The organism is Campylobacter gracilis (assembly GCF_001190745.1).
GTDB lineage: Bacteria > Campylobacterota > Campylobacteria > Campylobacterales > Campylobacteraceae > Campylobacter_B > Campylobacter_B gracilis.
Genome location: NZ_CP012196.1, coordinates 651445 through 672304, shown reverse-complemented (window position 1 = coordinate 672304; position 20860 = coordinate 651445). Strand labels below are relative to the sequence as shown.

Here is a 20860-nt window from a genome sequence, read left to right as displayed (position 1 = left end):
AATTTTAAAAGGTCTGAAATGAAAAAAATCGTATTTTTGATCCTGCTTTTCGCCGCCGTCGCGCTCGCGCTCTACGTCACTTCGCGCGTCAATCCGAGCCTTTTTGCCGAGATCAAAGTCCTAGGCGCGCTGCTAAACGCCACGATCTTCGGCGTCGCGCTCATCGCCTTAGCAATCGGCGAAAAAGACGTAGTGCGCTTTCCGTTTCTTACCGCCTCGCTGCTCGCGCTGTTTTCGGGGCTGGTAGAGGGCGTGCTGCTCTTCGAAAACCGCTACTACATCGCGATCACCGCGGTGGCGTTCGTCGCCTTCGTCTTTTATCTGCAGATAAGGCACAAAAGATTTTCAAATAAAATTTATAAAAATTCTGCGGACGCAGGCTCTAAAAATTTAGACGGCAACGAGAGCGAAAATTTCAAAGAAAGCGGCGAAATTTCAAATTCTCAAAACGAGGATGAAATTTTAAACTCCAGTGGCGATCTCGATGAAAATTTCGCAAGCGGCGCCGATGAAAATTCCGACGAAAATTTTAAAATTTTAAACGACGGCACAGATGAAGGCGACGAGAGCAAAAATTCCGCGCAAAATTTCAATCAGGGCGGCGAAAATTCCGTGCCCGACGCAAGGCGCGACAGATGATCAAATCCGCGCTGATCGCGCTTGCGGTGATATTTTTACTGCTTTTAAATTTAGCCAATCTTTTCGGCATGATAGGCATAAGCGGGCCGGTGCCTGCGATGATCTGGTTTGCGATCAGTTTCTGCGGGGTTTTTTACCTATACAAATTTTGCGGCGCAAAGCCAGTCGCGGCGCGGATTGGGATCTTTGCCGTAGCCTTCGTGGGCGGATTTTTCACAAGCGTTTTGTACTACGGATTTTTTAATTCGCAAACTTTGGAATTTGCCTTTACATACGCCTTTTTCGCGGTGGTCTTTACGCTCGGCATCGGCGTGATTTTGTAGCGAGCTTTAAAAATTTAGCGCCCTGCTTAAGATTTCACCGCCGACTTAAAAACAAGTCTCGCGCGATTTCGTAAAATTTCAAAATTTATCCGCACGGGCTAAATTTACATCCTAATCTTGTAGGTCTTGTAGTTATCCTTCATCCTAAACGTCAGCAAATTTTGCAAAATTCCAAAAAGGATCATAAAGGTGATGAAGCTGCTGCCGCCATAGCTGAAAAACGGCAGCGGCACGCCCACGACGGGCGCGAAGCCCACCACCATCGAGATATTGACGCCCGTGTAGATGAAAATGAGCGAGGCAAGCGCGCTCGTAAAGACCCGTATCAGATAATCGCTTTTGAAATCGTAGTTCAGGCTCAGCAGATGCAGTATCAGCAGCGCATACAGCGCGATCAGCGCGGCAGCCCCCACGAAGCCGAAGCGCTCGATCGTATAAGCGAAGATAAAATCGCTCGTCGCAATCGGCAAGAATTTAAAGTGCGTCTGCGTCGCTTCATCCTTATCCTTGCCGTAGATGCCGCCGTTTCCGATAGCGATGATCGCCTGCTTGACCTGGTAATTGGGCTCCTCGCTGATGAAATCGGCGATGCGCTTTTTTTGATAATCGTGCATGTTTTCGTACAAAATCGGCGAGCTGGCCACAAAAACGATGATCAGCGTAAGCCAAATTTTTTTATCGACGCCGATGATGAAAAGGATCGCAAATCCCGTCAAAAAAAGTATCGCGGCGGTGCCTAGATCGGGCTCTTTCGCGATCAGAACGAAAGGCAGAAGTATGTAAAAGCTAAGGCGCAAAAAATCCTTCAGCCCGTAGCCGTTTTTCGGCGGCGGATTTTTGTGTATCAGATACATCAGCATCAGGATAAATGCGGGCTTCATTACCTCGCTGGGCTGCAGCGTAAAATGCACGAAAGGAATCTCTAGCCAGCGCCTAGCTCCTAGCTTGCTAACGCCGAAAAAATCGACGCTGAGCAGCAATATGATGTTGGTCCAATAAAATATCGGGATCAGATATAAAAATTTGCGTATCGGAAAGAGAAAAAACAGCGTAAAAACGGCAAATCCGACGCCGAAATAAACCACCTGCTTCGAGGACAGCACGTCGTTTGCCTCGCTTATTAAAACGTATGAAAAAACCACTATCGGCACGATCAAAAAAGGTTGAATGAAATCAAAATATGCTAAAATCTTTTTGTCAATTTTAAACAACGCTTAATCCTATTAAAATTTTGACGTAAGAATAGCCAAAAAAGGTATAAATTTGGATAATCTAATAGCACAATGCAGCGAAAGGCTCGACGTTTTTTTAAGCTCGCAGCTTGGAATTTCGCGCAACCAAATATCAAATTTAATCAAATCCGCAGCGGTCAGAGTGAACGGCGCGGTGCAAACTAAGCCCGGCTACAAGCTATCTGCGGGCGAGCTCGTACGTATCGACTACCCCGCGTCCGCGCCGCAGCAAACAAGCGCGGAGAGGCTAAACTTCGACGTTGAAATTTTATACGAGGACGATGATCTGCTCGTGGTAAATAAGCCCGCGGGCCTTACCGTCCACCCCGCCGCAAGCGTCAAAGAACCGACGCTCGTGGACTGGCTCAAGTCTCGCGGCTATCTGCTCTCCACGCTCGGCGGCGAGCTTCGCGCAGGCATCGTGCACCGCCTGGATAAGCTCACCAGCGGCGCCCTGCTCGTCGCCAAAAACAACGCCGCGCACGCCGCGCTCTCGGCGCAGTTAAGCGATAAAAGCATGGGGCGGATATACCTCGCGCTCATCGACCTGCCGCTGAAAGAGCCCTGCGTGATCGAGCGACCGATCTCTCGCAACCCCGCAAACCGTCTAAAAATGGGGATCGTGCCCGGCGGACGTAGCGCAAAGAGCGCGTTTTATGAAATTTTAAGCGGAGCGGAATTAACGGAACTTCAAAACTCCGCCGAGAGGTGCGATGAAATTTTAGGCGCAGGCGACGGTACGGCTGCGAACGCAAGCGCAAGTAGAATTTCCACTGAAGAGAAAATTTTGGGCGACGCTATGGATAAAATTTCAACTGGTGATGCGAATAAAATTTCGGCTGTATCCACAGGCAAGGATAAAATTTTAAACGCTAGCAGGGACGCAGATGCGAGTAAAATTTTAGCGACCCACGCAAGCGCGAATCCCAACGCAGGCACGGATAAAATTTTAAATAATCGTGCGGATAACGTGGATGAAATTTCAAATAATTGCATGCAGAGCGCGGATAAAATTTTAATTCAAAGCGCAGATAAAATTCCAAATAACCGCGCGGATAACGCAGATAAAATTTTAACCGCCGATATGAGCGCGGATCAAACCCAAACCGCCCGTCTCGCCGAGAATAAGGCTTTAAATTTTAAAAATCCCGCTCAAAACTATAAGCTGCCGCCGATAAACTTAAAGAGCTTTAATCTCGTCGCGGCGAAGCTCTTCACGGGTCGCACGCATCAGATCCGCGTGCATTTAAGCTCGATAAATCGGCACATTTTGGGCGATCATTTATACGGATTTAAGAGCGAAAACGCTAAAATTAGCAGGATTTTGCTCCATGCCTATTTGCTCTATTTCATCCATCCGCGAAGCGGCAAAGAGGTGAAAATATGCGCGGGCTTGCCGAGCGAATTTCTAAATTTTACGACAAATCAAAAGGTAAAGGATGAAATTTATGAAAAAATTTTACCGACTAACGTTGAGCGCTACTTTAGCGATATTAGTGGCTGGCTGCGCTACGTCTAGCGCGCCTAGCGCAAGCGACGAAAGCCTGCCGCGCGTGGAGAGCATTAGGACGATCACGAGCGACAATGAGATCGGACTTGAGTGGCCAAGATACGACAGCAATACCGCCGTACTTGGCTTTGTCGTTTACCGAGCGCCTGCAAGCGGCGGCGAAGCCAAAAAAATCGCCACTATCGCAGATCCATACTCCACACACTACGTAGATACGAGGCTGCAGCCGGGCACTTCGTATAAATACACCGTGCGCACATACGGCGCCAAGGGCGTTTCGGCTCCTTCTCCGGTCGCTATCGCAAGCACAGCAAAGATGCTAGAGTCCGTGCCGTTTGCGCAGGCGATCTACGGGCTTCCGGGCCGCGTTAAGATCATCTGGCGCCCGCATCCAGATCTTCGCGTAAGCTCTTATCTAATCGAGCGCCGTCCTAAGGGAGGCGAGTCATGGAGCACGATTAAAGAGGTTCGCGGCAGACTTAGCGCCGAATATATCGACAATATCGATTACGGCGAAGGATACGAATACCGCATTACCGTCAAAACCGAAAACGGAGAGCTGTCCAAGCCTAGTGCAGTCATTGCCGCAGCGCAGGCAGAATAAAGTTTGCCGAATTTCATAACCCAAAGCGTGAGCCTGCCGCCGCTGCCTGCTAGATTCGGCGAGGTCGAATTTTTAGAAACGGCGCGCGGCAGAAATTTAACGCTCGTGCGAACTAAGAGCTTTGATAGCGAGTTTTTTATCACCCTAAAGCCCAGCGACGGCAAAGTAATAGTAAAGGGCGAAAAGATCACTAAGCCCGCCAAGATCGGTCATCTGCAGCGAGCGCTCGAAATTTTTAAAGAGCGCTTCTGCGGGTCGATCATCTCGCAGGCGTTTGCTTACAAAGACAGCTCGCTCACCGAAAAAACGCCGCTGATTTTGGACGAGAATGAAATTTTATCCCTCGTAAAAAGCTCTAAATTTAATAAAATTTTCATCGAGATCGGCTTCGGCTCAGGCCGACACCTGCTTCATCAAGCGCACTCAAATCAAGACGCGCTGCTAATCGGTATCGAAATTTACAAGCCAGCAATCGAACAGGTCGCAAAGCTAGCGATCCGCGAGGGGCTGCAAAACATCGCTCTCATAGCCACCGACGCGCGGATTTTACTAAGCCTGCTTCCCGCGGGTTGCTTGCAGCGCGTGTTTTTGCACTTCCCCGTGCCGTGGGACGATGCGCCGCACCGCCGCGTCATAAGCGACGAGTTCGCCTCGCAGATCGCACGCACGCTCGAGCTCGGCGGCCGCTTCGAGCTTCGCACCGACAGCGAGGAGTACTTCCTCTATGCGATGCAAAAGCTCTCGCCCTACGTTCAGCGAAAAGCGGGCGAAATTTCGCATTTTAAAAACCGCGACGCCGCCGTAGCGAGCAAATACGAGGATAGATGGCGCAAGATGGACAAAGACATCTACGATCTGATCTATGAGAACAAAACCGCGGGTCTGGGCGAGCCGCAGCAATTTGAGATGGAATTTTTAAAATTTGACGCGGCGGCAATCGCACGAAATTTTAAAAATTCTACCTTCAAAGGCGAGGATTTTTTCGTGCATTTTGAGGAAATTTTTTATTTTGACGCGCAAAAAAGCTTGGATGCGGACTGGGCTTGCACCGCGGATGGTGGCGTAAATTTTGATGCAGGCAGTGACTCAAATTTTACCTCAAAAACGAACTCAAATCCTTGTGCAAACCTAGATGGCGGTTTTATCTCGTACGAAGCAGGCGCCGACGGCATGTCCGAAGCCATAAATTTAAACGCAATGCGAGGAAAAAATTTAACTAAGCGCGCAAGCATGGATGAAATTTCGTCAGGCGGCGGCAAAATTTTAGCTACGACAGCGAGCGATAAAATTTCAGCTTGCGAGAACGCTACACAAATTCTAAAAAAAGCAAGCGGCGCACTGAATACAAACCGCGCGGATAAGACGAGTGCAAAAGACGGCGTAAATTTAAAAGAGGATCGCTTGAGCACAAACGGCGTAAATTTAACAGGCGGCGGCGTAGCGAGTGCGAGAAATACGATAAGCACAGGCGCCGCAACGAGCGCTAAATTTAACCGCCCCGCCTCGAGCGAAAAGCGCGCTTTAGCCTGCGAACAGATCGCAACAAGCAGCGCGCTAAATGCTAGCGGCACGGAGGGTGCGCTTGCAGCTATCGACGCGACAGGTGCGAGCACTACACCCGCAGCGATCGGCACAATAGATGCAAGCAATATGCCGAATTTGGACGGCTCATTCGCGGCGACCCGTGCAGCGGAAGCAAACGCCACATCAAATGCAACCCACACAGACGAAGCGAACGTTACGCAAATTCTAAAAAAAGCGAGCGCCATACTTTGCAAAAATGAATTGCAAACCGAACTAAAAAACGAGCTAAACCACGCTGCTGAACCGCAAGCCGAATTACAAAATAAATCAAACTCTATCAAGTCGCAAGTCGGGCGCCGAAGCGAGCCAAGCCATGACGAGCTACAAGCCGAACACCAAGGCAAATTAAACCGTGCCGAGCAGCAAGATAAACAGCAAAGCAAGCCGTGCTGCACCGAGCCGCAAAACGAACGGCAAAGCAAGTCGGGCGCCGCCGAGCCGCAAGACGTGCTAATCCTGCTTTCGCTCGGTGCATTCGACTTTCCGCAGCAGTGTTTCATCCGCGCAAACGCAAGCGGCACGCGCTACTTCATCCGCCGCCCGCTTCCTACGCGCGAAAACCACGCGGCACATCAAAAAATTTCGGAGATATTTTCACAATGGCAGAGATAACGGACGATTACAACATCATCACCGCAGCGGGCCTCACGCTAGGCTACGAAAAGGCGGGCGCAGTCATCCAAGACGCGAGCTTCGGCATCGGTGCGAAGGACTTCGTCATCATCACGGGCAAGAGCGGCAGCGGCAAATCCACGCTGCTTAAGTCCTTCTACGGCGGTATCGACATCATCGGCGGCGAGCTAAACGTCTGCCTGTGCGATCTAAAGGGCATCACAAACTCCGATCTGCGCACCCTGCGCCAGCGCATCGGCATTATCTTTCAAAACTACCGCCTGATCAACGAATGGACGATCGAGCGCAACATAATGCTTCCGTTAATGATAATGGGCTACAATCAACAGGTCTGCCAAGACCAAGCCAAAAAGCTACTGCGCCACGTCGAGCTCGGGCATAAGATGGGTAAGTATCCGCTCGAGCTTAGCGGCGGCGAGCAGCAGCGCGTGGCTTTGGCGCGTGCGATGGCGCATAATCCGCGCCTGCTGCTGTGCGACGAGCCTACGGGAAATTTGGACGACTACTCCAGCGCCATTATTTGGAATTTGCTGCGCTCGGCGTGCGAGTCGTGGAACGCCTGCGTCGTCATCGTAACGCACAAAATGCCCTCCACGCTTCGTTTTAGGCACCGACATTTTGAGATTAAGGACGCTAAAGTAAATGAAATCGATTAAAACCCATTTCGGCGTGATCTTTTCGCTCGTCGCGCTGCTTTTCTCCGTGCAGTTTGGAATTTTTATGAGTAACCTAACCAAAAGCTACGAGCGCTCGATCCAAAATGAATACAACATCGTGCTAGTCTCCAAAACCCCGCTCAGCCTGCAAGACGCGCAAAAAGCGGTGCCGAAGATCAGCTCGCTTAGCGAAATTTCCACAGCGGGCATCACCGAGCGACTGAAGGGTAAAATTTCACAAAACGCCTTTGCCGAGCTTAGTAAAAATTTGCCTAAATTTTATAGCGTCAAGCTCGAGAGCTTCCCCGACGCCGCACAGCTTGCAAAGATCGAGCAAGATCTAAAATCCATAGGCTCGCTTACGCGGGTTGAAATTTTTAAAAAGACCCACGATGAAATTTTTAAAATTTTACTGCTTATCAAAAGCCTCGTTTACGGCTTTGCGTTTCTCATCGTGCTTTTAGGCGTGATGTTAATTCACCGTCAGATGCGTATCTGGGTTTACGAACACAAAGAGCGCATCGAGATCATGGAGCTTTTCGGCGCGTCGTTTCTGATAAAAAGCGGCAAACTCTACCGAATGGCGATAATAGACTCCTTCATCGCCACGCTGATCGTGACCTGCTTTTACATTGCGCTTCCCTCTTGGGAGATGTTTTCGACAACGCTTAAAGGTATCGGCGATCTGCGCACCGCCATAGTGCTGCCTTACGACGCGCTGATCCTTTTAGGCGTGGCTTTAGCACTATCTATCATCGCGGTAAGTTTTGTGATGCTGCAAATCGGAAATAAACGAGCATGAAAAAGGCTTTTTTAGCGCCGCTTCTTACGCTGGGGCTTGCCGCGGCTCTTACTTATGCCGCGCCCGCAAAGGGACAAAGCACGAAAGATAAAATCGCCAAAGCGGGTCAAGAGCTCAAAAGCTCGCAAAAGGAGGGGATGCAACTCTCGCAAAAGATCGACGAGATCGCAGGCCAGATCGTAAAGGAGCAGGAGGGCTTTAAAAAGCGCGAAGGCGAGATCAAGCAGCTAAGCGACACGATCGAGGGCTTAAAAGATCAATACGCCACTGAAGCGCAGGAGCTTGAGAAGCTCAATAGCCAAAAAGTCACTCTTCTTAGCGTACAAAACGATCTGGAAAGCAAGATCGTAAGCGTAATCTCACAAGAGCTATCGTTTGATCTCATCACCGACGTAAATTCCACCACCACGCCCGATTCTATCATGGCTAGCGAAATTTTAGAAGCTCTTGGCGTCGTTATGAACGACGAGCTGAAAGGGCTAATCAAAGACTACGAAAATAATCAAAATTTTATCAACGAGCAGAACAAAAAGATCAAATCGATCCAGGCGAGCATGGCGGGCTATGACAAGAAAAAAACCGATCTTGACGCCAAGCAAACCACCCAAAAAGAGAAGCTCGCGCAGATGAAAAAGGACAAAGAGGACTACATCGCGAAGCTGGAGAAGATAAACGACGAGCAAGACGCCATATCTAAGACCCTGCAGGAGCTTAAGATCATCGACGACGCCGAGGAGAAAGCCAAAGCGCAGAAGGAGGAAGCGGCGCGCCAAGCAAAGCTTGAAGCGCAGAAGCAAAAGGAGCGTCAGGCGCGCGAAAAAGAGTACGCCAAAGCAAAGGTAGCTGCCAAAAAAGCGGGCAAGCCCGAGCCTGCGCCTCCTAGCGAGCCCGAGCCAGAAGTGAGCGAGCCAGCGGATGAGCGCGTAAGCAAGATCAACCAAAAGGTCAAGCAGTACGGCTCTAGCTATCAGTCCTCGCGCGTTAAAAAATACGGCGGAGCCAAGACGACAGCGCCTTTAAACGGCGCGTATTTGAAGCGAAAATTCGGCAACTACAACGATCCCGTGTATAACATCAAGCTTTTCAACGAAAATATCGTGCTAGGCTCAAACAGCGGCGATACGCAGGTTAAGGCGGTGCTACCGGGTAAAGTGGTCTTTGCTAAAGAAACCGCCGTGCTCGATAAAGTCGTGATCCTAGAGCACAGCGGCGGCATCCACACGATCTACGCGCATCTAAATCAGATCCCGCCTACCGTGCGCGTCGGCTCCAACGTCAAAAAGGGCTACATCATCGGGCGCATCGGCTCGGATCTGACCTTTGAAGTGACGCAGCAGAACTACCACATCAACCCGCTCGATCTAATCAGCTTGAGGTAAGCCGTGAGCAGGGAAAATCCTAAATTTGGCGAATCTTGCGAGGATGCCGAAAGTCTAAATTTAAGCGAGCAAAGCTCGGACTGCGAGTTAAATTTGAGCGATGAAAATTCTGCGGCGACGTTAAATTTAAACGATCAAAGCTCTGCCGCCATAGATATTGCCTCTACGTCAAATTTAGATAGCGAGAATTCCGCCACGGGAGCCACTGCATTAAATTTTAAAAATAAAAATTCCGCGACGGCGGACATCATAGCGACATCAAAAACGATGGCGGGCGCCGCAAAAACAGGAAGCTACAACGAGCGTCGTAGAAGTAAAAACGACGAAAACAGCGCAAAACGATATTGAGATTACAAGAGTAGCGGAGGAAATAATGATAGCAGAGATGGCACCGACAAAAGAAGTAGAAGAGGCGAGACCGCAAATCCAAGAGCTCACCAATTTTCTTAGCGAATACACCGCCAAGATGCTTAGTATCGGCACTTACACCGCGCGCATCGAGCGCTGCGTGCGCAGGATAGCGGACGCTTATGACTATGAGGCTAGCCTGATGATCTTTGTGCGCCACTTCATCATCAGCGTGATGGATCCTGCGGACAACTCTATCCGCCGCACCTACGTCAAAACGGGCGCTGCGGCGCAGATCAGCTTCGATCTGATCTCGGAGCTAAGCGCGCTTAGCTGGGAAATTTACGACGAAAAAATCCCCCTTGCGCGCGCCAGAGCCTCATTTGCCGAAATTTTAGCCTCACAGAAGAAAAGCTTTGCCAAAACTCTCATTTTGCTCAGCGTCGCAAATGCCGCGTTCTGCGAGCTTTTCGGCGGCGATGGCGGCGCAATGGCGTTAGTTTTTGCGGCTACGGCTTTTGGAATTTGCGCCCGCTATCTACTTAGCAAGCTCAAAATCAATCTAAAAATCCAATACATCGCGGTTTCGTTCGCAGTCTCATTCATCGTCTCGCTAGGCGCTCGCTACGGGCTTAGCGCCACGCCCGACGTAGCCGTAGGATCGAGCATACTCTTTTTGATCCCGGGCGTCTGGCTGATCAACTCGGTATTTGACATCCTAAACGAAAATATGCTCGTAGGCATCAGCAGAGGGCTGAACACCGGGCTTTTGATCATCTGCATCGCGATCGGGCTCTTTCTGACGCTTAGCATCTCAAATTTGGGGCTTGTAAATGTTTGATCTCGCGTTTTCGGTATTTAAGGATGCTTGCTTTGCCGCTGCGGCGGGGCTGGGATTTGCATATGCGTGCATGCCGCCTAAAAAGACGCTCATTTTCTCGGCGCTGCTTGCGGCAGTTGCACATTCGTGCAGGTTTTTGCTGATACAGAGCCAAATTTTTTCGATCGCCGCTGCGACGCTTTTTGCGTCGTTTCTGATCGGCGTTTTGGGGATGCTCTGCGCCAAGCGCCTCAAGGTGCCCGCAGAGATCATCGCCTTTCCCGCACTGCTTCCGATGATACCTGGCATCTACGCCTACAAGGCGGTTTTGGCGCTGTTTTCTTATATCAGAGCCGCGGGCGCAGAGCATAAACTCGCCCACCTCATCTCGTTTTTCGACAACGCCCTCGCCACGGTTTCGATCTCGCTGGCACTCGGCACGGGCGTTTCAATAACGCTGCTAATTTTCTACGAGCAGTCCTTGATGATCACTCGCGGTGCAAGAGGTAAATAGCGCTAAGCAAGAAATTTTAAGCAGGCGCGGCGGATAAATTTTAATTTTATCATCTTCGCTACCGAGGTAAAATTTTATAAATTTACTGCCCTTGCCGTGAAGGTAAAATTTAGTTATATTCTCCATTTATCGCTCATTATTCGATATTTGTTTTATTGTTTTCTCTTTTTCATCGTAGTAATATCCCATATAACTCAAAAGTATATTTCTGCAGCCCAAGATACATTTGTTGCATAATTATAAGAAAGATAAATGCTATAATTAGAATGTATTAAAATACTGCAAATTTCTTAGAAAGGACTTGAAATGGCTTTAACAGAAGAAGACATGAAAATGTGGCAAGGCGTAAGCGATCATTTGACGCGAATGGAAAACGACGCTGAATATCACAAGGAAATAGAAAAGCAACTTTATCGCGGTGCGCCAAAAAAGAGTATTGAAAGAATACGACAAGCAGGTATAAAAAATAGCCAATCAAAGTTGGTAAGCGCAATAAAAAAGATTGATTTCAGCTCTAATGCCGAATTGGTAAAAATTCAAGACGAAGCGATTGTCCTTGCTGAAAATTCTTTAAAAAATTTTTTAAAAGAATATAATGAGCACCCTAATACCTCGGGTGGTCGTTATATTTGTTCCGATACCTTCAAAGAGCTTTTTCCTTGCTTTGAGGCAAAAGAAAATAGGGCTCTAGTAAATGATGCGATACATAATTCCTCTGCTGTTTTGGCAGCGACGCAGTTTGAAGAAGTTCTGAAACGCGATGAGCCTAATAAAACCAAAGCAATTTTCATCACCGGAATTCCTGGAGCCGGAAAAACAACCTCGGTAAAAAATTTTATGAGCGATGATAAAGTTAAACTTATTTTTGAAGGGCAGTTGGCAAACCCGACGCCAACTATCCCAAAAATAGAGCAATGCTTGCAAAAGAGATTAGACGTTACAATTGCTGCGGTGCATATAGAGCCAGAAAAAGCTTTAGACAATACTTTTAAGCGCTTTAACGAATATGGGCGCGGCGGGAGCATTGAAGTTATGTCTAGTATCCAAGGCAACTTGCCGAGCGGTTTAAAAAAGCTAAAAGAGCATTTCGGGGATAAAATTAATATTATCGCCATTGATAGAAATAGCGATAGGAATAAAATTTTAACCGATGAAAAAGAGATCTACAAATTAATCAGTATCGGCTCAAAAGAAGAAATTTTTAAACGTTTAAAAACGAAATTAGACCAAGATTTCCAAAAAGGCAGAATCGACAAAGCTTGTTTTGCTCAGGCGAATGAAACGAAGCTAAATAAAATCATGTCTATCCGAACCCATTAAGCCGAAATCGCAAAATTTGAAAGCGAACTAAAGTAAAATATACGAAAGCGATATACCTCAAGACTTAATCTGCGATAATTTTAGAATGTCTCAAATATCGTTAAATCAGGGCTTTTCTTGATCCGCTTCGGCAAATTTCATCTCAATGTTTTGTAGATATTTAGCCCTCTTTCGCCGCTCGTCGCACCTCTATCGCCAAAGTAAAATTTAGCCGAGCTTTTCTGACTTAAACGCCCTTTTTACCGTCATATAAAAGCCGCTAAAGATGAAAAGTGCCATGCAAAGCGAGACAATCGACCATAAAATTTTACCCGCAAGCCCGAAAAAATAGCCCGTGTGAAGCTGGTAGTTCGCGTCTTTAAACTCGCCCACGGTGATACCGTCCGTCTGCTTCTGCTCCGCGACCTTTCCCTCTTTTAGCTTCACGCTCGCGCCTTTTGGACGGGCGGTAGCGGGCGCGTCGGGCTCGTAGTATCTGACGCCGATCTTATCTCCGGCTGCGAGCATTAGGATAAATTCTTTATACTCTATGCCGCTTGATCTGAATATCTCATAAGCCCTCTGCGCGTCGCTAAATTTATACGTAGCGGGCTTTTTGCTCTCCTCTTTAGCAGGTGCGGCGGCGTGATCTTTAGAAGCGGCGGCTTTAGGCGCGCTAGCTTGCGGCAAATTTTGCGAGCTTACAAAAAGCTTCATCACAGCATCGTTATACCAGCTATACGACCAATTAAGCCCGGTTAAGCAGATAAGCAGGTAAATCACCGCACTTAGCGAGCCTAGGCTTGTGTGTAGGTTATAAAAAAGAGCGTATTTTTTGAGTTTAAAATTCGGCTTTATCGCTTCGATAAATTTACGCCTAAGCCTTGGGAAATGCAGCCAGACGCCGCTTATTACGAGCAGTATCATCGCCACGGCGCTCGCACCCACGATCTGTTTGCCAACCTCGGCTGCGGTTTTATTGCCACTTAGCGCTAGGCCCAAATTTCGATGCAGAGACATCACCGTTAGCACAAAGCTCGTGCCGCGGTCCTTGCCGATGATCTGCGCAGTGTACGGATCGACTAGATACGCATCATTTCTGTTTGCGTAAACGACGAAGGCTTCGTCATCGCTTTTGGGCACGACGAGCCTTACGGGCTGCTTAGCGCCTGTTTGCTCGCTAAAGCTTTGCAGAATTTTCTCTATGCTTTGCATTTCGCCTGTTTTTTCGACCTTTTTAGAGCCCGCGTTTATTAGCGCCTCAAGCTCGTACTGATACGACAAAATCGCGCCCGTCACGCCTATAATAAGTAGCGGGATAGAAAAAACGATCGACAAAATAAGATGGACGTTAAACAAAATTTTATTGCGCTTCAAAAGCGAGCTCATTGTATATCCTTGCGAGATAAATTTAATCTTTATTTGATTGAGGTTCGCAATTATATTGTGCGATTTTAAATATTTAGATAATTATCATTAAGATTTAGGCTGCGAAATTTAAGGCGCGTTATGGTATCACAAGAGCGTCTAGGTACTTCGCGAAATGTAATAAACCGCGTGCTGCAAGATCTAAAAGCTAAAAATTTAATCTGCCTTTTGCGCGGCAAGATCACGCTGGTAAAATAAAGCTTTAATTAACGCGCCCCTTTCGTAAATCGCGCTCAAAATCTCGTAAATTTAGAAATTTTGCGCTAAAATTGCCAAAGACGCGAGCTTGCGTAATCCAAAAAACGAGGTCATTATTATGTCGCAAAGTATAGTCGAGTTTGCTACGATAATCCTTTATGTTACGATAGGCTTTTGCCTTATTGTTTCATTGCTTCAGACAAACAGATCGTATAAAACCGTGTATCGCGGGACATTGTTTATCCCAACCGATCCGCTTTTAAAGATACCTATGTTTATAATATGCCTAAGCTTCGGCGTAGTCACTCTATCCAGCCCGCACGTAGCAAAACATAACGGCAATCCGATACCCTGCTTTTACACCCACGATAAAGTTTGCTCGCAAGAGTACAAAGCGGCGGGCATAAATTTAAGATACTTCGAAGAAGGCGATCCCAGATGCGTGGATGGGTATCTGCAAATAAGCGAGCCCAGACTAATACTTAGCAAAATCATATCTGTTTGTGCCATAATTTTTTCATTTATCGTATCTAATTCAAAAAGGAATTAGAATAGATAAAAGCGGCATCTGCAAAGAATGGGAGGTTCTGCCGTTTAGGCATACGGAAAAGATATACTTTGACGAGATGAGCTACGCCGTAGGGTTTATAAGAGGCGTAAAAATAATCAGCATACGAGGCAAAATTAGCAGCGTTAAATTCGGGGCGGGATTTTTATATGCACGAAGGGATATAGATTTTTTGCAAAATTTTATATCCGAAAAGCTAGCTGAAATTTCAAAAGCTAAAGCAGTCGAGCGAAATGCCTAAATTTAAATATATCGTCGTAAAATATCCGAAGTGAAAGGAGCCGCATGAGGCTTTTATATTTTGTGCTTTTTGCAAATGTAGTGCTATTTGTACTTTGCGGTTTAAAAAACTTTCTGTTTAAAAGCAGCGCTTCTTATAAAACCGTACAAAATGGCGCCTGGCTCATACCGCCTAGCCCTGTAGCCAAATTTACACTCGTCATATTCCTTTTATCTTGGGGGTCGATAGTGGCGTTTGACGAGCCCTGGATAAAGAGGATAAAAGGTAAAGGTAAAGTTACATGCTTTGACGCAAACGACCCTTTATGTATAGACGGCTTCTTGCACAGAAGTGGCGACGAAACTGCACTTGTGATCGCGATGGGCATTGTTTTGATACTTATATCGCTATGGCTATTAACCGAAAAAGGGGTCATCATAGATAGCCGCAGTATAAGGAGAGAATGGGAATGCTCGCCGTTTAAATTTAGCACAAAGATCGATATAGAAAATGCCCTTATGGAAAAAGGGATGAAGGGCGAGATGCCGATTTTAAAAATAAAAGACGGGCAAAGCGGAAAAAATTTCACGCTCTCATTCCCATACACACAGCAAGATATAAAATTTATCGAAGCAGAGATAAGAAAGAGGCGCTATAAGATGATGAAATCAAAAGAGGCAAAGACTCCCCTTAAATCCGCGCTCAGAAAAACTATAAGCTTAAAAGACGCGAATGAGCGCGCAAACATAGAAATTCTAAAAAACGACAAAGAGGGCGCGGGCGATTAAATTTTAAATTTAGCCACGCGCTAGCAATAGCTATGAAAATTTATGACAAGCCGTAGCAAAGCAGCATAATGATCACGCGAGTAGCAGCTGTATTTATGACAAGTTGCGGCGAAGCGGCGGCAACAAGTGCGCGAGCAATCCCAACGCAAGCCTAAAAAGACGAGCCGAAAGCTTAAAACGAGCCGGGCGCTTAAAATTTAACTCGCAATTTTAAAAACCAAAATTCCAAACCGCTGCGTCAAAATTTAGCCTATTTTTTACCTAAAATTTCGTAAAATTACCACTTTAAATTTTCAAAAAGGACACTGATGAATAAAAGTTTGGAATTCAGAGCCGACATCGGAATGCTCTTCGTGGCGATCGCTTTTGGGCTCGGGTATCTGCCCACCTCGCAGGCGCTTGCGAGTAACAACGCCTTCGTGCTGCTATTTTGGCGCTTTTTTGCCGCAAGTATCATCGCAGGCGCGATATTTTTCCCCAAGCTCAAAGCCATAACTTCGCGCGAGATCAAGCACGGCGCGGTGCTTAGCCTGTTTTTATTCGCGGGCTTTACGTCGCAAACCTTCGCCTTTAAATTTGCGCAAAGCTCCTCCGTGGCGTTCATCATCGGCCTAAACGTCGCGCTCGTGCCCTTCATCGCCGCGGCGCTGTTTAGACACAAAATTTACTCCTACGCCTACGCGGGCATCGCGCTTGCGGTCATAGGGCTATATCTCATCGGCGACACGCAGCTTGGGCTCGGCAAGGGCGAAGCGCTGGCGCTAGTCTGCGCGTGCGCGTATTCGTTTCACATCGTGCTGACCAACCGTTTCGTGCAAAGCTGCGACGTAGCGGGCATCGCCTACGTGCAGATCCTCTGCTTAAGCGTGCTTTGCTGCTTTGCGGCGATCTTTTTTGAAAGAGTCAGCATCGTGCCGGTGATGGATAGAAGCTTTTTCGTCGCGATGGCGGTGATCTGCCTGCTAGGAACGGTTTTTGGCTTTTTTGCGCAGGCCTTGATGCAAAAATACACGACGCCCGTAAAAACCGCTCTGTTTTTCACGCTCGAACCCGTAACGGCGGGTATTATGGGCGTATTCGTGGGCGGAGAGAGGCTAAGCGCGATGCAAATTTTAGGCGCGGCGCTCATCCTCGCAGGCGTCCTAATAAGCGAGATCGGAAACTACCTCAGCGCAAGACGGAGCAGATCCGCAGACGTTTGATTTTACGGCAGCGCAAATTCCATAAATTCCATGCCGCGTGGCCGCGTGGAATTTTGCGCCATAAAATTCCGTGCTGCATAAAATTTACATGCAAAATTCCATGCTGTATAAAATTCTACGCCTTAAAATTTCGCAGCGAAATTCCGTGCCATACAGAATTCTATGTCGCGCCGAACTTTGCGGCGCCGTGCGCGAGAATACGTTAAAATTCCGCAGTGAAATTCCATTTTAAAATTTTACGAAGCGGAACCTGGCGACGAAGCTTTAGCGATAAAATTTCATTGATTAAGCGGTACAATAGTACAATAACGAAATTTTAACAAAGGAGCCCCTATGAAAAAAATCATCCTTCTTGTAGCCGCGCTTGCGGGCATAATGTTTGCCAAAAGTGTAGAGCTCGCCACACCGGCCGATCATAAAGACGGCGTAAATCACCTAGAACTAGTGCTGATCCTAGATAAATCAGGCTCGATGAGCGGGCTTGAGAGCGATACGATCGGCGGATTTAACTCGATGATAGAAAAGGAGCGCAAAGAGGGCATCGACGCGAGCGTCACGACCGTGCTTTTCGATACGAAATTTAATGTCATCCACGACCGCACGCCGCTTAAAAAGGTCGAAAACCTAACGTCCAAAGAGTACTACGCCGGCGGCAATACCGCGCTACTAGACGCCGTCGGCAGCACGATAGCGCGTATCGAGCGAGTGCCCGACATCTATGCCAAAAACAATCGCGTGCTTTTCGTCATCATCACCGACGGGATGGAGAACTCGAGCCGCGAATACTCCAAAGCGCAGATCAAAAAGATGATTAGCGACAAGCAGGAGAAATACGACTGGGAGTTTATCTTTTTGGGCGCTAATATCGACGCCGCAAGCGAAGCGCAAAGTATCGGCATCAAAAGCGAAAACGCCCTAAAATACGAGAATTCCAAAGAGGGCGTAAGTAAAAATTTCGAAGCGGCGGCCGAGATATCCAAAGACGTAGCGACCGACAACAAAGCAAACTCGAAATGGCGCGACAAGGTGCTTCAGGACAAAAAATAGCGAGGCGCGCTAAAATTAAGTGCTGCTGCGGAAACGAGCGGCGGCACTAAAATAGGCAGCGATGTGAAAATATACGGCGCCGAATCATAAATTTTGCTCGCCAAATTTAGACGCTTCGCGAAGGGAGCCGATTTACGGCGAGCAAACCACTATTTCGCAGAGAAAGCTAAATTTACGGCGCGCAAATTCCATATTTTGCGAGAAGCGCGTAAATTCCGCTTTTTGGAGGCGATAGATAAATTTTGTCCTTTGCAAGCGGCGCTAAATTTTAAAATTTTGCCGCCGCAAAACGGACACAGCTACCAAGCGCGGCTGCATTAAAATTTCGCAAATTTAACTAAGAGGAAGCTTATGAGTGTATCCGACATCGACACGCCGGCGCTGCTGATTGATCGCGAAATCGTGCTTCGCAACCTGCAAAAGATGCAAAGCTACGCGGACGCCGCGGGCGTGAGCCTGCGCCCGCACACCAAAACGCACAAAATGCCCTATTTCGCGAAGCTGCAAAAAAGCCTCGGCGCTGCGGGCATCACGGTCGCCAAAACGGGCGAAGCCGAGATCATGGCGGCAAACGGGCTAAAAGATATATTTATCGCAAACGAGATCGTGGGCGAGTTGAAATTTCGGCGCATCATCGCGCTTTTGCGCGCGGGGATAAACTTAAGCTTCGGCACAGATAGCATAGAGCAGGCGGGCCTGATAGAACGCGCCTTTGAGCGTAGCGGCACGAAGGCCTGCGTGCTTGCCGAGATCGAAGTGGGCGAAAACCGCTCGGGCTTCGTGGAAAAGCAGGATTTCGCGGCGTTTATAAAATTTATAAAAGGCTGTAAAAATATCGAATTCCGCGGCGTATTCTCCCACGACGGACACTCCTACAAAGCCGCCGATAAGAGCGAATGCGAGCGCATCCACCTAGCCGCGCAGCGCCGCACGCTGGAGTTTGCGGATATCGCGCGCGAGCTGGCTCTGCCCGCACGCGTCGTTAGTATCGGCTCGACGCCATCGCTCATAAATGATTTTGAAATTTTAAAAGGTATCACCGAGATCCGCCCGGGCACATATATCTTTATGGACGCCTCGCAGGCGCAGGCGTACGGCGATTATTCGATGAATGCGGCGAGTATCCTTACGACCGTCATCAGCAGGCCTACGGCGGACCGCATCATCACCGACGTCGGCGCCAAGGGGCTCACGCAGCAGAGGCGCACCGAGGGTTTCACCGCCACGCCCGGGCTCGGGCGCATAAAGGGCACGGAGGTGTGGATAAATGGCGTTTACGACGAGCACGCGATCATCTACGACAGAGCGCTGCGAGACGCCGTGCGCGTAGGCGATCGGCTCGAAATTTATCCAAACCACATCTGCCCCGTCGTAAATTTACACGAGTTCGCCTATCTCGTTAGCGGCGGCGAGGTCGTAGAAAAGATCGCTGTGCTATGCAGAGGCAAGCTGCAATGAGCGGACAAATTTTAAATGCACAGCGAGATAAAATTTAGCCTCTAATCTAGGGCGCGGCTAAATTTAAGACGCGAATTTATCGCGGCTCAGGCTGCGGCGCAAAGCGTGCCGAATTTAACGACGAAATTTAACGAAAGGCGAAAATGAGACTTTGGACGATAAGCTTTAAATATCTCGACGCAAAGGGGCTCGTGGCGCTGTGGCGCGAGGCGCTGCTAGCTAAAAACGTGCTGGCTGAGCTTACTAAGGGCTACAAAAATCACCCGCAGCTCGACCGCTTTTACGCGCATGAAAACGCGCTAGAGGCGGTAAATGCGTATTTGGCGGAGGTTTACGCGCAGGCCTGCGCTCGCGGGTATAAATTTGACGCCGCGAAGGTGGGCGAATTTGACGCGCGAAATTTGGCTCAAATCAGCGTCGCTCGCGGTCAGATCGAGTATGAATTCGCCTTTTTACAAAAGAAGCTAAAATCGCGCGATGTCAAGGCTTACGAGCGAAATTTAAGCGTAAAAAATGTAGAAATCGCGAGCATTTTTAAAGAGGTCGAGGGCGGAATCGAGCCGTGGGAGAAGGTTAAAATTTAGCGCCGTTTCGCGCGGCAGCGGAGAGGAACATACTCGGCTTATGCGAGCGAGCTTTTCGTATGCGGCGCTGCTTTTAAATTTATCGGTTTGCCACAAAGCTAAGCTTAGCGTAGCGTCATATAGGATCGCGCGCCGTGCCGCTTCTGCGGCGTCGCATACGCCGCGATCGATCAGCGGCGTAACGTGGCGGATCAGCGCTAGCGTCATTATCTTGCCTCCTAAAATACGAGCCCGCTAAGAGCTTGCGCCGTTATGTTCCCGCTCCTACAGGATACTTGATGTTTAGATTTGCGCTATTTATGCGAAATCCGCTAGGGTTCTTGCTCCGTAGCCACGGCGAGCGCGAGAGTCTGCTTCAATGCATAGATTTGCGGGCTATTTAAGCCTTTCGTAGCTTTCGCATGAGCTTTTCCATATCTGCTCATGCTCCGCTACCGAGCTCATAAATCTATCTTTACCGCCTAGCTCGCAGGCCTTTTTGTAGTACTCTACGGCTTTAACATTATCGCTGCCCTCGTAAAGACGCGCTAAATTTAAACACGCAAGCCAGCTGTCTGCGATATCCATATCGCAACCGCGCACATAGTAACCTACGCCCTTTATAGCGTCTTTGCGCACGCCTCTGCCTCTGATATACGCAGAGCCTGCGTTACTGCAGCCTATCGCGTGCCCGTCATCGCAGGCTTTGTCGAACAGCTCCGCCGCCTTCGCCTCATCGCGCGGCATCCCCTCTCCGCTTTGATACAAAATGCCTAAATTTACGCACGACTCCGCATCGCCGCCTTTGCAAGCTTTGACGTATAACGGCGCAGCCTTTAGCAGATCTTGCGGCACGCCCCAGCCATAATTATAAATCTGTGCCAACGCCCCGCACGACTTCATATCGCCCTTATCGCAGGATTTTGTAGCCCGGCTTATATCGTCTGCGGTGATTTCAAAATTTTCGGCAAGCGCGAAATTTGCAGCAAGCGTCGCGATAAGCGCTAGAATTAAAATTTTATTTTTCATTTTCGTCCTTTTTGGT

The 20860-nt window shown here is 48.4% G+C and carries 23 protein-coding genes and 2 pseudogenes; 22 read left to right on the top strand and 3 right to left on the bottom strand.

Translation table 11 applies throughout. From position 1 onward, the window contains the following. The first annotated feature begins 18 nt into the window (after nucleotides 1–18). Together CGRAC_RS03570 and CGRAC_RS03565 are read left to right on the top strand one after the other, a co-directional pair. Nucleotides 19–639 carry a hypothetical protein gene (locus CGRAC_RS03570; protein WP_005872294.1) on the top strand — a complete coding sequence of 207 codons (621 nt, stop codon included), beginning with the start codon at nucleotides 19–21 and terminating at the stop codon, nucleotides 637–639. Further along, nucleotides 636–962: a hypothetical protein gene (locus tag CGRAC_RS03565; protein WP_005872295.1), complete on the top strand. Its 327-nt coding sequence runs from the start codon at nucleotides 636–638 to the stop codon at nucleotides 960–962. Before CGRAC_RS03570 ends, CGRAC_RS03565 begins: the two co-directional genes overlap by 4 nt. A 104-nt stretch (nucleotides 963–1066) precedes the next feature. Here CGRAC_RS03565 and CGRAC_RS03560 read toward each other — a convergent pair whose 3' ends face one another. Continuing rightward, the gene (locus CGRAC_RS03560; protein ID WP_005872296.1) at nucleotides 1067–2173 is read right to left on the bottom strand and encodes an FtsW/RodA/SpoVE family cell cycle protein; all 1107 of its coding nucleotides are present in this window, start codon (nucleotides 2171–2173) and stop codon (nucleotides 1067–1069) included. A 52-nt stretch (nucleotides 2174–2225) separates the two neighbouring features. Here CGRAC_RS03560 and CGRAC_RS12905 point away from each other — a divergent pair. From CGRAC_RS12905 to CGRAC_RS03505, 11 genes and pseudogenes are all read left to right on the top strand, one after another. Beyond that, nucleotides 2226–2876 (top strand): annotated as a pseudogene (locus CGRAC_RS12905) (pseudouridine synthase); the annotation flags it as partial. Nucleotides 2877–3386: 510 nt separating this feature from the next. Further along, nucleotides 3387–3713, top strand: a pseudogene (locus CGRAC_RS12900) (RluA family pseudouridine synthase); the annotation flags it as partial. Beyond that, on the top strand, nucleotides 3643–4308 hold the full coding sequence (locus CGRAC_RS03550) for a fibronectin type III domain-containing protein (RefSeq protein WP_115587581.1): 666 nt from the start codon (nucleotides 3643–3645) through the stop codon (nucleotides 4306–4308). The pseudogene CGRAC_RS12900 and the gene CGRAC_RS03550, both read left to right, overlap by 71 nt. A 3-nt stretch (nucleotides 4309–4311) precedes the next feature. After that, nucleotides 4312–6504 (top strand): tRNA (guanosine(46)-N7)-methyltransferase TrmB, encoded by a 2193-nt coding sequence (trmB, locus tag CGRAC_RS03545; RefSeq protein WP_005872300.1) that lies wholly within the window; start codon nucleotides 4312–4314, stop codon nucleotides 6502–6504. Continuing rightward, entirely contained in the window at nucleotides 6492–7181 is a 690-nt protein-coding gene (locus CGRAC_RS03540) for a cell division ATP-binding protein FtsE (RefSeq protein ID WP_005872302.1), read from the top strand. The genes trmB and CGRAC_RS03540 overlap by 13 nt, the downstream gene beginning before the upstream one ends. Then, the gene (locus CGRAC_RS03535; protein ID WP_005872303.1) at nucleotides 7168–7983 is read left to right on the top strand and encodes a cell division FtsX domain-containing protein; all 816 of its coding nucleotides are present in this window, start codon (nucleotides 7168–7170) and stop codon (nucleotides 7981–7983) included. Before CGRAC_RS03540 ends, CGRAC_RS03535 begins: the two co-directional genes overlap by 14 nt. Then, a complete protein-coding gene (locus tag CGRAC_RS03530; RefSeq protein WP_005872304.1) occupies nucleotides 7980–9362 on the top strand; it encodes a murein hydrolase activator EnvC family protein in 1383 nt (460 codons plus the stop codon). Before CGRAC_RS03535 ends, CGRAC_RS03530 begins: the two co-directional genes overlap by 4 nt. 3 nt (nucleotides 9363–9365) lie before the next feature. After that, nucleotides 9366–9710, top strand: a complete 345-nt coding sequence (locus tag CGRAC_RS03525; protein WP_005872305.1) for a hypothetical protein — start codon at nucleotides 9366–9368, stop codon at nucleotides 9708–9710. A 25-nt stretch (nucleotides 9711–9735) separates the two neighbouring features. Then, the gene (locus CGRAC_RS03520; protein ID WP_005872306.1) at nucleotides 9736–10551 is read left to right on the top strand and encodes a threonine/serine exporter family protein; all 816 of its coding nucleotides are present in this window, start codon (nucleotides 9736–9738) and stop codon (nucleotides 10549–10551) included. After that, complete coding sequence (locus CGRAC_RS03515) at nucleotides 10544–11044, top strand: threonine/serine exporter family protein (RefSeq protein ID WP_005872307.1); 501 nt, start codon at nucleotides 10544–10546, stop codon at nucleotides 11042–11044. The genes CGRAC_RS03520 and CGRAC_RS03515 overlap by 8 nt, the downstream gene beginning before the upstream one ends. A 306-nt stretch (nucleotides 11045–11350) precedes the next feature. Next, nucleotides 11351–12364, top strand: a complete 1014-nt coding sequence (locus tag CGRAC_RS03505) for a hypothetical protein (RefSeq protein WP_005872309.1) — start codon at nucleotides 11351–11353, stop codon at nucleotides 12362–12364. A 207-nt stretch (nucleotides 12365–12571) separates the two neighbouring features. Here CGRAC_RS03505 and CGRAC_RS03500 read toward each other — a convergent pair whose 3' ends face one another. After that, entirely contained in the window at nucleotides 12572–13732 is a 1161-nt protein-coding gene (locus CGRAC_RS03500; protein WP_005872310.1) for a PepSY-associated TM helix domain-containing protein, read from the bottom strand. A 120-nt stretch (nucleotides 13733–13852) separates the two neighbouring features. Here CGRAC_RS03500 and CGRAC_RS12190 point away from each other — a divergent pair, with 120 nt between their 5' ends. The 9 genes from CGRAC_RS12190 to CGRAC_RS03455 all read left to right on the top strand — a co-directional run bounded on the left by CGRAC_RS12190 (nucleotide 13853) and on the right by CGRAC_RS03455 (nucleotide 20074). Next, a complete protein-coding gene (locus tag CGRAC_RS12190) occupies nucleotides 13853–13969 on the top strand; it encodes a winged helix-turn-helix domain-containing protein (protein ID WP_005872311.1) in 117 nt (38 codons plus the stop codon). An 88-nt stretch (nucleotides 13970–14057) separates the two neighbouring features. Then, nucleotides 14058–14519, top strand: a complete 462-nt coding sequence (locus CGRAC_RS11785) for a hypothetical protein (protein WP_143297843.1) — start codon at nucleotides 14058–14060, stop codon at nucleotides 14517–14519. Between the two features lie 303 nt (nucleotides 14520–14822). Continuing rightward, entirely contained in the window at nucleotides 14823–15545 is a 723-nt protein-coding gene (locus CGRAC_RS03485; RefSeq protein ID WP_005872315.1) for a hypothetical protein, read from the top strand. Between the two features lie 308 nt (nucleotides 15546–15853). Next, a complete protein-coding gene (locus tag CGRAC_RS03480; protein ID WP_005872316.1) occupies nucleotides 15854–16747 on the top strand; it encodes a DMT family transporter in 894 nt (297 codons plus the stop codon). Between the two features lie 100 nt (nucleotides 16748–16847). After that, nucleotides 16848–16979: a hypothetical protein gene (locus tag CGRAC_RS12705; RefSeq protein ID WP_256641014.1), complete on the top strand. Its 132-nt coding sequence runs from the start codon at nucleotides 16848–16850 to the stop codon at nucleotides 16977–16979. Nucleotides 16980–17080: 101 nt separating this feature from the next. Further along, the gene (locus CGRAC_RS03475; protein ID WP_005872320.1) at nucleotides 17081–17794 is read left to right on the top strand and encodes a vWA domain-containing protein; all 714 of its coding nucleotides are present in this window, start codon (nucleotides 17081–17083) and stop codon (nucleotides 17792–17794) included. A 351-nt stretch (nucleotides 17795–18145) separates the two neighbouring features. Next, on the top strand, nucleotides 18146–19252 hold the full coding sequence (locus CGRAC_RS03465) for an alanine racemase (protein ID WP_005872323.1): 1107 nt from the start codon (nucleotides 18146–18148) through the stop codon (nucleotides 19250–19252). 143 nt (nucleotides 19253–19395) lie between these two features. Continuing rightward, a complete protein-coding gene (locus CGRAC_RS03460; RefSeq protein WP_005872324.1) occupies nucleotides 19396–19836 on the top strand; it encodes a pyrimidine dimer DNA glycosylase/endonuclease V in 441 nt (146 codons plus the stop codon). 40 nt (nucleotides 19837–19876) lie between these two features. Continuing rightward, nucleotides 19877–20074 (top strand): hypothetical protein, encoded by a 198-nt coding sequence (locus tag CGRAC_RS03455; RefSeq protein ID WP_040304106.1) that lies wholly within the window; start codon nucleotides 19877–19879, stop codon nucleotides 20072–20074. Between the two features lie 137 nt (nucleotides 20075–20211). Here the strand turns inward: CGRAC_RS03455 and CGRAC_RS03450 are convergent, their stop codons facing one another. Then, on the bottom strand, nucleotides 20212–20844 hold the full coding sequence (locus tag CGRAC_RS03450) for a tetratricopeptide repeat protein (RefSeq protein WP_005872326.1): 633 nt from the start codon (nucleotides 20842–20844) through the stop codon (nucleotides 20212–20214). Nucleotides 20845–20860 lie beyond the last annotated feature (16 nt).

Bases quoted from the DNA above. Each gene is read 5' to 3' on its own strand.
- CGRAC_RS12190 (WP_005872311.1), top strand. From the start codon at position 13,853: ATGGTATCACAAGAGCGTCTAGGTACTTCGCGAAATGTAATAAACCGC.
- CGRAC_RS03535 (WP_005872303.1), top strand. From the start codon at position 7,168: ATGAAATCGATTAAAACCCATTTCGGCGTGATCTTTTCGCTCGTCGCG.
- CGRAC_RS03465 (WP_005872323.1), top strand. From the start codon at position 18,146: ATGAGTGTATCCGACATCGACACGCCGGCGCTGCTGATTGATCGCGAA.
- CGRAC_RS03530 (WP_005872304.1), top strand. From the start codon at position 7,980: ATGAAAAAGGCTTTTTTAGCGCCGCTTCTTACGCTGGGGCTTGCCGCG.
- CGRAC_RS03570 (WP_005872294.1), top strand. From the start codon at position 19: ATGAAAAAAATCGTATTTTTGATCCTGCTTTTCGCCGCCGTCGCGCTC.
- CGRAC_RS03455 (WP_040304106.1), top strand. From the start codon at position 19,877: ATGCGAGCGAGCTTTTCGTATGCGGCGCTGCTTTTAAATTTATCGGTT.
- CGRAC_RS03540 (WP_005872302.1), top strand. From the start codon at position 6,492: ATGGCAGAGATAACGGACGATTACAACATCATCACCGCAGCGGGCCTC.
- CGRAC_RS03505 (WP_005872309.1), top strand. From the start codon at position 11,351: ATGGCTTTAACAGAAGAAGACATGAAAATGTGGCAAGGCGTAAGCGAT.
- CGRAC_RS03565 (WP_005872295.1), top strand. From the start codon at position 636: ATGATCAAATCCGCGCTGATCGCGCTTGCGGTGATATTTTTACTGCTT.
- CGRAC_RS03550 (WP_115587581.1), top strand. From the start codon at position 3,643: ATGAAAAAATTTTACCGACTAACGTTGAGCGCTACTTTAGCGATATTA.
- CGRAC_RS03450 (WP_005872326.1), bottom strand. From the start codon at position 20,844: ATGAAAAATAAAATTTTAATTCTAGCGCTTATCGCGACGCTTGCTGCA.
- CGRAC_RS12705 (WP_256641014.1), top strand. From the start codon at position 16,848: ATGCTGTATAAAATTCTACGCCTTAAAATTTCGCAGCGAAATTCCGTG.
- CGRAC_RS03520 (WP_005872306.1), top strand. From the start codon at position 9,736: ATGATAGCAGAGATGGCACCGACAAAAGAAGTAGAAGAGGCGAGACCG.
- CGRAC_RS03480 (WP_005872316.1), top strand. From the start codon at position 15,854: ATGAATAAAAGTTTGGAATTCAGAGCCGACATCGGAATGCTCTTCGTG.
- CGRAC_RS03475 (WP_005872320.1), top strand. From the start codon at position 17,081: ATGAAAAAAATCATCCTTCTTGTAGCCGCGCTTGCGGGCATAATGTTT.
- CGRAC_RS03500 (WP_005872310.1), bottom strand. From the start codon at position 13,732: ATGAGCTCGCTTTTGAAGCGCAATAAAATTTTGTTTAACGTCCATCTT.
- CGRAC_RS03460 (WP_005872324.1), top strand. From the start codon at position 19,396: ATGAGACTTTGGACGATAAGCTTTAAATATCTCGACGCAAAGGGGCTC.
- CGRAC_RS03485 (WP_005872315.1), top strand. From the start codon at position 14,823: ATGAGGCTTTTATATTTTGTGCTTTTTGCAAATGTAGTGCTATTTGTA.
- CGRAC_RS03515 (WP_005872307.1), top strand. From the start codon at position 10,544: ATGTTTGATCTCGCGTTTTCGGTATTTAAGGATGCTTGCTTTGCCGCT.